Source organism: Spongiactinospora rosea (assembly GCF_003315795.1).
Taxonomy (GTDB): Bacteria; Actinomycetota; Actinomycetes; order Streptosporangiales; family Streptosporangiaceae; genus Spongiactinospora; species Spongiactinospora rosea.
Genome location: NZ_QMEY01000003.1, coordinates 167,137 through 178,586, shown reverse-complemented (window position 1 = coordinate 178,586; position 11,450 = coordinate 167,137). Strand labels below are relative to the sequence as shown.

Sequence of the window (11,450 nt, the reverse complement as noted above, 5' to 3'; positions counted from 1 at the left end):
ACCGTGCCCGTCAACTACGACTCCATCCGCACCTCCTCCTGGCAACCCGTCTCGCCGGATGCCACCATGGTGGGCCGCTACCGCGCACTGCGTTTCCCCGAGAACTGGCGCGACGCGATCCTCGCGCTTTGCAACCTGGGGCGTCCCGAGGAAACCGAGCCCTACCGCACGGTGCCCACCTACCGCTTCGAGCAGGTGATCCAGGCCTTCGCCCCCGACCTCCTGGCGTTGCCCCGCCCGTCGGAGCACTGGCTGTACGTGCCCGCGGAAGTCGTGGACCCGCTTCCTGCCCCTGTCTTTCGTGCGCTGCTGGACCGCTGGCTGGGAGACCTACGGCCGGAGCCGGAACACCGCGCCTTCCTCAAGGGCGTCCGCGCCGAGCTGTCGGCATCCCCACCCATCTGGGAACCGGTCGAAGCCGAGTTGCTCCAATGCCCCACGACTTTGATCGGCGGCACGGCCGCACCCCTTGCGCACCAATTCCCGCTCAGCACCGACTGGCTGGCAAGACGCGTCCTGGCCCTCGGTCCGTACGAGCACGCCGCCGGTCGGCTCCATTTCCGCGCCGTGCCCCGCGGCCCTCGCGACAAGGGCGCCGAACTGGTCTCTCAACCGCTTCCGTCCCAGTCCGGCGCACGTACCTGGTGGTATTCGGTCGTTCTCAACATCACCCTGCACACCGTTCCCTTCGACCCTCTCCCCCGTTTTCACCTGCACTTCGGTATCCGCCGCTGGGCGACGAGGGTGAGCTCGGCGACCGGTATGGTCCACCTGCCGTATCGGCGCAGGACGACGGTGCTGTTGCGGCCGCGAACACCGTACCTGCCGGGCGCCCCGCTCAGTGAGCGCTACGCGCTGGCCAAGGTGGAAAGACGCTGGAACAAGGAGCGAGGAGAGTGGACCACCGGCTGGGTGAACGGCGGACCGACCGGCATCCTTCGCGGGATCTCGCTGGCCGAGCCCTTCCCCGGTGCGGACGACATCCTCTCCCAGCCTGAGAAGTGGCTGGACCAGGGGCTGCGTGCGGGCATCGTGTACAGCACGGCCATGGGCGGCCACCAGGTCAAGGCGGGCCTCATGTCGCATCAGCGTTCTGAGCTCACCGAGTGGGCCGAGCAGGCCCTTCCCCCCGAGGTGCGGGCGACTTCCACATTGGTTCGCACGCGGCGAGTGAGGTCCGCGAAACCCCTCAACGCTCCTCCCACCGGTGTGAAGAAGGAGGACAAGCCTGCAGAAGACGCCCGCAGGGCAGAGGAACGGCGGGTAGGCGCGGCCTTTGCGATGTCCTCGCTGACCCCAAAGGCCGATCCGGGGACGCTTCCCACACTGGAAGCACGGCTTCTCTGGCAAACCTGTGAACTACGCGAGGCAGCGGTCACGGGACTCGTCGAACGACTTGGATTGAAAGGTGAGAGCGGCGTCTTCAGCGAGGCGCAGTACGAGGCCGCACGCCCCGCCGATCCGGTGACCCTTGAGTGGCAGTCCGCCGAGCTCACCGTGCGGCTGCACTGCGTCAAACTGACGGCCGGCCTCGGCGAAGGGCTTGCCCTCCCGCCGAAGGGGAGGCCCCGTACCTCCTCGGCGATCGGCGCGGCCGTCCGTGACCGGCGTACCAGCGCCCGCTCCTGGCTCGCCGACGACATCACAGGCACGGCTCCCACGTTGGCACTGGTGGAACTCGACCGCAGGGCCGACTTCGAGACTGGCGACCACGACCCCAAGTTCGCGCTCAGGCTCGGCTTCGCGGACGCCGGCGCGCTCACCCAGTTCGTGACGGTGCCCAAGAAGGCTGGGCGATACGACTCGGTGAAAACCCTCGATCACCGCGTTTCCATGGCCTGGGACGATGGCCTGCGGCAGCTCGGCATTCGTGTGCACCCCGAGCATGGCCTTGGTGAGAACTTGCCCGTCGGACTACGATACGCCGCGGTCTGGCTCGTCAGGAAGAATCGCACGGCACGCAATCGATGGGCGGCGTACGTCCCGATCGCCGTGCTCGTGACACCACAGGGATCAGGCAGCGGAATCGCCACTGTCCAGGGTTGGGACCCCGAGGCGAATGCGTGGATCCCATACCCCGCGCTGCTGCTGAAGCTGACGCGACTTGCGGAGGTCACCGTGCCCGGTGCTGAGAACGGCGAGCCGGGCGGCTACTACCGCGCCATGGACAAGCAGCGGCGCGACACGGAGGAGTGGCTGCAGAAGATGCTTCGTTCCCTGCGTGGCGCTCCCACACTGCTCCTCGCCCACGGGCAGAACGCCCGCTCGCACTGGACGTGGCTTCAGGACGGCCAAGTGGAAGCAGACCGCATCCGCGACGGCCACGCGCCGGCTCGGCGGCTGCACCCGAACCTGCGGCTCGTCCGTGTGCGAACCGTGCAGGGCCGGGAGACCCCTCAGTGGTGGGGCGTCAACCCGAAAGACGAGGCGAACGGACTGCCATCACACCTGTGGGTACCGCAGTGTGCCGGGGCGAGCCGCGTCTTCTACAGCACCACGCCCAAGCCGGCACAGTTCAGGACCTCGGCCATTGAGGCCGACAAACTGGCCCCCCGTCGCGTCGGCGAGCACAAGGGTCATACCAGAATTGACACTAACATCCCCGGCTGGAACCCCGGGCTGGTGGAAATCGCCGTTCTCGGATGCCACCAAGACGACGGTGACGATCCGGAAACGCTGGCGCTCGCCGTACACCAGCTGCGCCAGCCACCGGACTACCCTCAGGCCCTCGCTCTGCCTCTGCCGCTGCATTTGGCGGAACTTGGCCAAGAATACGTCCTGCCGACGCTCGCGGAGGAGGTCGAGGATGAGGCTTCCGCTGTCGAGGATCCGCAGCCCACTGATGCCGACATGATTCCTGCGAGTGACGGCGCCCCGGCCCTGGGAGCAGGACTCTTCACGGAGCCCGATCCCGAGGAGGATCGGCAAGCGTCACCTCCTGACGTGTGAGGCACAGGCTGGCAGCCTGGTCATCGGCGCCTGCCAGCTGTTCCGCTCGCCCGGCGGAGGATGCTCCGCCGGGTGAGCTCGTCCATCAGCACTCGGTCGGCTGGAGCCCTTCGAGAGTTCTTGATCTGGTGCCTCACCGCCCCGAGACTCGGGGCACGCATTGGTCGCCCCTCCTAATCCTCCGATACGGTCACCTTGGCCATGAACCAATCGAGCACCGCAACGACCACGTCGTACACAGCGATGCTCGCCAGCAGGGTGTTCTTGATCGGGGGATACAGCTCCAGCTTGGCGACCGGGATGTCCACGCCGGGTGCATCGTTGAGCCGCTGCCGAAGCTCCTCTCGCAGTGCCGGGTCGTTGAACGGCTTGCGGTTGCGCAGGAGTCCGAAAGGAATCTCGGTGGTCTTGGGATAGAAGCGCATCGCGTACAGCAACCGCCCGCCGACCTTGATGACCGGCGCGCAGGAGGCATTGGCGGAGGTGCCGTACTGGACCTCGCCGCCCCGTGAGCGCCAGTGCTCCAGCAGCCGCTGAACTGCGCCTGCTGCCTGAGGCCCGCTCTGCTCGTTGAGTTGATTCATGAAACGCTGCTCCAGCGTCGTCATCGCTTGTGGCGAGAGGGACTCATCACCGGTGGTCTCCGTCTCAGCCAGATCCGCAACGATGGGCAGGCCTAGCAATTCAGCGATTTCGCGGACGCTGATGTGCTGGTCCGCAGAGGCGCGTCCGGCCTCATCGAAGATCAGCCCTTCCGCGCGCAGCACTTCGTACACGTCTCGATCATCGTCAGGATCGGCCCACCGGAAACTGTCGGACACCTGCCCGGATCTGGTGAGTACCCGGTGCGCGTTGAGCACCGGAACGCTCGCCAGGTGCACGCCGACGGGAACAGGATGTGAGCCGATCAACTCGGCGAGGTCCGAGTAAGAGGTCCAGGTGGCGGCCGGCAGCGCTGCCACCGCGCTGTGCAGCAGCGTCCAGTCGCGGGATGCTGAACTGCCCCAGCCGGACTCCTCCGGCCCGGGCCAGATCGCGATCACCCGATCCGCGAGCCGGTCGGAACGGGTCAGGATCTCGGCCTTGCCCCAGCGCTCACAGGCGGCGATCTCCTGGTTCATGACCAACCCGCTGTGTCCGAGCTGTTCACGCTTGGCAGCGAAGGAATTATTACTCAGCTCGGAATTGTAGCCACTGAGCGTAAGGTTGCCCAACGTGTGAACAAGCTGGCGATGCAAGAGGTCGGCATCGTCTCCTCCAGTGGCAAGCTCGCTCAGCCAGTCGGCGGTCATGGACTGAGGCAGGACATGCTCGATCGTGATGCGTTTGTCAGCGAGGTCCACCCGCTCCTTGCTGCCCAACGACTCTTCGATGCGCCGCAGGACCAGCTTCTGCTGAACCGTACGGCCCTGCCAATAAAAGGCGCGGCTGCGAACCTCCTCGCGAAGCTGTGCGTCCGAAGGCCAGTACAGCCTTGCCGGAGAGAGCGCCACCCGTATCGCTTGTGGCACCTCCTCTTCGGCCGCCAGTTGCACAGCGAGGCGTTGGAAGATGCGGTTGAGGTTTCCGGTGGTGACCCCAGCGATCAGGCGACGGACGAGGAAGCTTTCGACATAGGCCAGCGCTTCGTTCAGCTCCTCGTCGCCGATGTGGTCGTCCTCCCGAAACTCCAGTAGGCGCATCACCAGCGGGTACACTGTCGAGGCCTGCCATTCCTTGAGGAAGCGCAATCGCTCCGCGAACGGCAGATCGTCGGCCGGAAAGAGAATCTGCTTGAGATGACGAGCACGCCGATAAAGGTCCTGAGCATACTCCTCGATGCGGCTCTCACTCCCGGATAGCGTCAATAGTAGCCGCTGATGCCCACGGTAGACGGCATTATATTGGGCCTCGCCTCCTTCTTTCAGGACCAGGACCAGATACATCAGTTGTTCCATCGCCTTGGCGTCCAGCAGGTCCTGAATCGGTTTCCAGTATTCGTCGTAGACGTGCTGACCACGAGTGGGCAGACACATGAATACATAGTTGCGGATCAGATCCACTTGGCTTAGCCGCATGCCCGTGTTGTTGATCGACTCGAAGATCCGGAACGCGTTGTCATCCCTTTCCACAAGGATCTGCACGAGATTCAGCCGATCCAGCAGCACCGACTCCACACGTGCGATGTCATGCGGATCGGCCGGATCGTCGAACTCCCTCAGCATCCCGCGGAAGAACTGGTAAGCGTTACCGACCAGGCTGTCGGACTTTCCGTCAATGGCGCCATCCACGCACGCCTTGAAGGCGGTTCGGTCTGCCTGGGTGGGCAGGAGCCGGTAGCGTAGTTCCCCCTGCTGGAACTTGTTGATCAGGTGCAGCTCGTTGATTCGTTCCAGAGCCGTGGGATCTTCGGCCACCAGATGGTCCCGGATCGCACATAGTGCGAGCATCAGGGTGGTGAGGCGTTGCTGACCATCCACAATGATCCATTGGGACCGGCTCGGCGCCAGTTCCGGCCCCGGAGCGAGGACCACCGATCCCAGGAAGTGGCTGGGTGCATCTTGCCGGTGCTCGGCCAGCACGTCGACCTGGGCAGTGATGTCGGACCATAACTGAGTGAGCTGCGGGCGTTCCCAGGTGTATTGACGCTGGTAGAGGGGGACCAGTAACTGCTGGTCCCCCTGAATTAGCTTACGAAGGGTGGTTTCGTTCGCTTTCATACCGTCCCGTTCATCGCCCGAGCGTTCGATGCTTCCCAAAGAAGCACCAAGGTACGGCGCACTGACGGGTAGCCGCAAGGCCTGACCTGCTGCGACGATCACATCATATTACGCATATCGACCATTCGGCAAAGGTGGCAGGGCTACCGGTTGGTCACTCCCGCGACCACAACACCGGGCGGCACACATTACAAAACAACACTTAACGATACGGCCGCAGCCAATCGAATCGAATCGTGATCCGACTTGAATTCACGACCCATACCACCCCTGACAAGCGCTTCCCCTGTCGTTGGTCACCAGTTGGTGAAGGCGCCGTCGCGGGTGCGGAGGTGGGGGCGTTCGGCGGCGGTGGCCTGGTGGTGGCGGGCCGCGGCGCGGTCGATGGTGACGCCGAGGCCGGGGAGGGTCGGGGGTTCGACGCGGCCGGCTCTGATCGTCGGGCGGGCGGTGAAGAGGGCGTCGATGGCGGGTTCGGGGTGGGCCTGGTGTTCCTGGACGGCGGCGTTCGGGGTGGCGAGGTTGAGGTGGAGTGAGGAGGCCGCGGTCACCGGGCCGAGGGGGTTGTGGGTGGCGAGCCTGATGTAGTGGGTCTCGCACATCGCGGCGATCTTCCTGGCCTCGGTGAGGCCGGCCGCGACGCCCACGTCCACGCGGGCGTAGTCGATCAGGTCCGGTTCGACCAGGCGCTGGAACTCCCACTTGGAGCCGAACTGCTCGCCCGCCGCCAGCGGTACCGCCGTGCGGGCCCGGAGTGCGCGGTAGGCGTCCAGGTTCTCGCTGCGCAGCGGGTCCTCCACGAAGTACGGCCGGGCGGGTTCGATCTCCCGGCACAGCGTGACGGCCTCCGGCGGGTCGAGCCGGGTGTGGACGTCCAGGATCAGTTCCACCTCCTCGCCCACCGCCTCCCGCATCCGGTGGAACAGCGAGATCCCGGCCCGCATGGCCGCCCGCTGGTCGAGCACGCCGTCCGGTTCGTGCGGCACGGCGAAGCGCAGGTGCCGCCAGCCCTCGGCGACCAGGCCGCGCGCCTTGTCCAGGAACGCCTCCACGTCGTGGTAGTCGTCGCCCAGGTGGGTGTACGCCGGTACGTGCTCGCGCACCCGCCCCCCGAACAGCTCGTACACCGGCACGCCGAGGGCCTTGCCGCGGATGTCCCACAGGGCGACGTCCACCGCGGCGATGGCGGCCGAAAGGAACCGGTCGGCCGGGAAGAACCCGCGCCGGAACATCACCTGCCACAGGTGCTCGATCCTGGCCGGGTCCTCGCCGATCAGGAGTTCGCCCAGGTGCTCGATGCCCCCGGCCACGGCCTTCTGCCTGGACCGGATGCCGACCTCACCGAGGCCGTACAGCCCCTCGTCGGTGTCGATGACCAGCAGCATCATGCTGTCGCCGTGATCGGGCAGGGTGAGCAGTTCCCAGCCGGTGATCTTCATTCACCCAACTCCTCATGAAAACGATCCCGCAAACACTCAGCACCGCATCATGGCAGAGCAGCCGGGAGTTGGGTAGGTCAGGTACGGACACTCTTGACGCGTTCCGGGAACGTTTGCAACCATCCTCTCTACCAATGACACGGAAGGGCGGACGCGGTGGCGGTAACGATCAAGCAGGTGGCGAGCGCGGCCGGGGTGTCCGTCTCGACGGTCTCCCGCGCGTTCACCGCGCCGGATCAGGTACAGCCGCAGACCCTCAAGCGCGTCCGTGAGGTGGCGGCCGAGCTGGGCTACTCGCCCAACCCGGCCGCCCGTTCGCTGCGCGGCGGCAGGACGGGCTCGCTCGGGCTGATCATCCCCGACATAGCCAACCCGTTCTTCCCGCCGATCTTCAAGGCGATGCAGGCCCGCGCCCGGCGGCTCGGCTACACCGTGCTGGCCGCCGACACCGACGAGCGCGAGTACGACGAGCTGGAGACCATCGCCGCGGTGTCCAAGCAGGTGGACGGCCTGATCCTGTGGGCCTCCACGCTGCCCGCGGAAAGGCTGCGCGAGCTGGGCGCGGAGATGCCCACCGTCCTGGTCAACCGGCACGTCGAAGGGCTGCCGGAGCTGCGCATCTCGCTGTCGCAGGGGATCGCGCAGGCCGCCGAGCACCTCAAGGCGTACGGGCACACCCGGTGCGTCTTCGTCAACGCCGAACACGGCGAGCACGGCCGCGGCAAGTCCATCAGGCAGGTCTTCGAGGCCCACGACCTGACGCTGACCGAGCTGGGGCCCTACGACCCCGGCTTCGAGACCGGCGTGCACGCGGCCACGCTCGTCGCGGCCGGCGACGCGACGGCGGTGCTCGCGCACAACGACCTGGTGGCGGTCGGCGTACTGCACCAGTTCGCCAAGCTCGGCGTGGCGGTGCCCGGCCAGGTGAGCGTGATCGGCATAGACGACACGCTGCTCGCCGCCACCTCCACCCCGTCGCTCACCACGATCAGGATCTCCGCCGACGAGGTCGCCACCCGGGCCGCCGACCTGCTCATCGATACCATCACCGGCAGGGGGGAGGCGCGGTCCGCCGAGATCGGCTCGCGCCTGATCCCCCGAGCCTCCACGGGCCCCGCCCCAGGCTGAGCCCCCTTCTCCCCCTCCACGAAACCCCGGTACGGCCGTCGCGCCCTGCCGCCATCTCGACCTGCGCCACCTCCACCACAGGAGTCATCATGAAGCTGACCGCCGGCCTCCTCGGCTGCGCCGTACTCACCGCGGCGCTGGCCGGATGCGGTTCCCCCTCCTCCGGCGGGCCCGAAACCGTCGTGATCCGGGTCCAGGGCATGCCGCCCGCCACGGACAAACCGGGCCTGGAGCAGTTCAAGAAGATGGTGGCGGACTTCGAGCGGCAAAATCCCGGGATCAAGGTGCAGGGCTCGACCACGGTGTTCGACCCGCTGACGTTCTCGGCCAAGCTGGCGGGCGGCAAGGTCGAAGAGGTGATCAAGGTCCCGCTGACCGAGCCGCAGGGCCTCATCGCCAGAAAGCAGGTCAGGCCGCTGACCAAGGAGTTGTCGGCGTGGACGCACTACAAGGAGTTCAATCCGCAGGTGCTGCGCCCGCTCAGCGACGCGTCCGGTGAGGTGTACGGCGTCCCGCAGGCCCCCTTCGCACAGGGCCTGGTCTACAACCGCGACCTGTTCACCAAGGCCGGGCTCGACCCCGACAAGCCGCCCACGACCTGGGCCGAGGTTCGTACCGCGGCCAAGGCCATCGCCGCCGAGACCGGCAAGGCGGGCTTCGTGCACGAGTCGAAGAGCAACCAGGGCGGCTGGCAGCTCACCATGCTCGCCTACACGCACGGCGGCGAGGTCCAGCGCGAGGAGGGCGGCAAGCACGTCGCCGCCTTCAACACCGCCCCGGTGAAGCAGGCGCTCACCCTGCTCAAGGAGATGCGCTGGACGGACGACTCCATGGGCGACTCCCAGCTCAACGACCAGAACGACGTGATCAAGCGGTTCGCCGCGGGCGAGATCGGGATGTACATGGGCACGCCGGGCACCTACCGGCTGGCCAAGATGACGTACGGGATGGAGAACACCGACGCGTTCGGCATCGGCCCGCTCCCCCAGGCCGGCGGCAACGCCACGCTGACCGGCGGTGACGTCTACCTGGTGCCCAAGTCGGCGACCGCGGAGAAGGCCGCCGCGGCGGTGAAGTGGCTGCTGTTCGCCTACGCCGAGCCGCAGTACGACCCGGCCGCCGCCGCCCAGCGGGCCAAGGAGCTGGCCGCCGACCCCGAGTCGGCGGTGGGGGTGCCCACGCTGCCGATGTTCGACGCCGCGCAGCAGACCAAGATCGACGAGGCGATCAAGCCGTACGTGAACGTCAAGCTCGAACACTTCCGCCCCTGGCTTGAGGGCACCCCCGCGCTGACCCTGCGCCCCGAGCCCGCCGTACTGGCCCAGCAGGTGTACTCGGTGCTCGACACCGTGGTCCAGGCGGTGCTCACCAACAAGGACGCCTCGGTGGACGAGCTGCTGGCCAAGGCGGAGACCGACGTCAACGCCAAGCTCGCGGCGGCCCGCAAGTGAGTGCCGTCCCCGCCGGCCCCGCCATCGCCGCGAAGCCCCTGGACCACTCGAAGCGCACGGCCGGGAAGGGCCGTCACACGCTGACCGCGCTGGTGTTCCTGATCCCCGCGCTGGTGGTGTTCGGGGTGTTCTCCTGGTGGCCGATCGTCAGGGGACTGCTGATCGGCTTCCAGGAGACGAATCTGGTCGATCCGGCCACCTGGGTGGGCCTCGCCAACTTCGGCGCGCTGTTCGCCGATCCGCTGCTGGGCAAGGCCGTGGTCAACACGCTGGTGTTCGTCGGGCTGGCGCTGCTGATCGGCTTCCCCGCGCCGCTGGTGCTGGCCGTGGTGCTGTCCACCGTGCGCCGTGGCGCGGGCCTGTTCCGCTTCCTGGTGTACCTGCCCGTGGTGGTGCCGCCGGTGGTGGCGATCCTGCTCTGGAAGTGGTTCTACGACCCGGGGCACGGCCTGTTCAACGGGCTGCTCGGCCTGGCCGGGCTGGGCCCGTACCCGTGGCTGGACTCGCCGGACACCGCGATGGTCAGCCTGGTCCTGCAGTCCACCTGGGCGGGCATGGGCGGCGCGGTGCTGATCTACCTGGCCGCGATCGTGGGCGTGCCGTCCGAGCTGTACGAGGCCGCCCAGATGGACGGGGCCTCGATCTGGACGCGCGTGTGGCACATCACCCTGCCCCAGCTCCGCCCGGTGGTCGGCCTGCTGCTGCTCATGCAGCTCATCAACACCATGCAGGTCTTCACCGAACCGTACGTCTTCACCGGCGGCGGCCCGGAGAACGCCACGCTCACCGTGCTGTTGCTGATCTTCAGGTACGCCTTCCAGGACGGCGCCTACGGCCAGGCGGCGGCGCTGTCGTTCCTGCTGGCGGTGGCGCTGGGCCTGCTGTCGGCGGTGTACCTGCGGGCCACCAGGAGCTGGAGCGCGTCATGAGCCTGATCTCCCGCGTCGAGGAGCGCCGCCCGGCCGTACGGGCCGGGCTGCGCAGCGTCCAGGCGCTCACGCTGGCCTTCCTGGTGGTGATCGGGCTCGGCCCGATCTTCATGACGATCAAGGGCGCCATGTCGCCGAGCGCCGACCTGATCGCGAAGCCGCTCGCCCTGTGGCCCGCCGACCCGCGGCCGGAGAACTTCGCCACCGCCTGGGACGACCTCGGCATCGGCCACTACCTGCTCAACACCGTGCAGGTGGTGGGCGGTTCGTGGGCGGTGCAGCTCGTCGTGGCGATCACGGCGGGGTTCGCGCTGTCGGTGCTGCGGCCGTGGTTCGGCAAGTACGTCTACGGCGCGATCCTGGCCACCATGTTCGTGCCCTACACGGTCTCGATGACCAGCCTGTTCCTGACCGTCATCGACCTGGGGCTGGTGGACTCGTACTGGGCGGTCTGGCTGCCGTCCGGGGCGTACGCGTTCAACGTGCTGCTGGCCAAGCGGTTCTTCGACGCGCTGCCCGCCGAGCTGTTCGCCGCGGCCCGGGTGGACGGGGCGAACACCTGGCAGTTGCTGACCAGGATCGTGCTGCCGATGAGCCGGCCGATCCTGGCCGTGATCAGCCTGCTGGCCGTCATGCACAGCTGGAAGGACTTCATCTGGCCGCTGGTGGCCATCACCGACCCCGAAAAGCAGCCGATCAGCGTGGCCCTGGCCAATCTGGCCGAGCAGGCCCCGCAGGACGAGCTGATCGCCGCGATGGCGATGGCGCTCGCGCCTCCCGTGGTGGTGTTCCTGGTGTTCCAGAAGCACATCGTGGCCGGGCTCGGCTTCACCGGCCTCAAGGGCTGACATTTCA

The 11,450-nt window shown here is 67.2% G+C and carries 7 protein-coding genes; 5 read left to right on the top strand and 2 right to left on the bottom strand.

The features are described 5' to 3' along the window. Positions 1–3: 3 nt before the first annotated feature. Positions 4–2,949, top strand: coding sequence for a pPIWI_RE module domain-containing protein (locus tag DP939_RS09500; protein WP_113980259.1), 2,946 nt, complete (start codon positions 4–6; stop codon positions 2,947–2,949). A 173-nt stretch (positions 2,950–3,122) separates the two neighbouring features. Here the strand turns inward: DP939_RS09500 and DP939_RS09495 are convergent, their stop codons facing one another. Further along, on the bottom strand, positions 3,123–5,750 hold the full coding sequence (locus tag DP939_RS09495) for a DUF262 domain-containing protein (RefSeq protein ID WP_147267939.1): 2,628 nt from the start codon (positions 5,748–5,750) through the stop codon (positions 3,123–3,125). 194 nt (positions 5,751–5,944) lie between these two features. Then, a complete protein-coding gene (locus tag DP939_RS09490) occupies positions 5,945–7,087 on the bottom strand; it encodes a mandelate racemase/muconate lactonizing enzyme family protein (protein ID WP_113980257.1) in 1,143 nt (380 codons plus the stop codon). A 156-nt stretch (positions 7,088–7,243) separates the two neighbouring features. Between DP939_RS09490 and DP939_RS09485 the strand changes: the two genes are divergently transcribed. From DP939_RS09485 to DP939_RS09470, 4 genes are all read left to right on the top strand, one after another. Then, positions 7,244–8,215, top strand: a complete 972-nt coding sequence (locus DP939_RS09485; RefSeq protein ID WP_113980256.1) for a LacI family DNA-binding transcriptional regulator — start codon at positions 7,244–7,246, stop codon at positions 8,213–8,215. Positions 8,216–8,304: 89 nt separating this feature from the next. Next, the gene (locus tag DP939_RS09480) at positions 8,305–9,666 is read left to right on the top strand and encodes an ABC transporter substrate-binding protein (protein WP_113980255.1); all 1,362 of its coding nucleotides are present in this window, start codon (positions 8,305–8,307) and stop codon (positions 9,664–9,666) included. Continuing rightward, entirely contained in the window at positions 9,663–10,595 is a 933-nt protein-coding gene (locus tag DP939_RS09475) for a carbohydrate ABC transporter permease (RefSeq protein WP_113980254.1), read from the top strand. Before DP939_RS09480 ends, DP939_RS09475 begins: the two co-directional genes overlap by 4 nt. Continuing rightward, positions 10,592–11,443, top strand: a complete 852-nt coding sequence (locus tag DP939_RS09470) for a carbohydrate ABC transporter permease (protein WP_199565063.1) — start codon at positions 10,592–10,594, stop codon at positions 11,441–11,443. Before DP939_RS09475 ends, DP939_RS09470 begins: the two co-directional genes overlap by 4 nt. Positions 11,444–11,450: the final 7 nt, after the last annotated feature.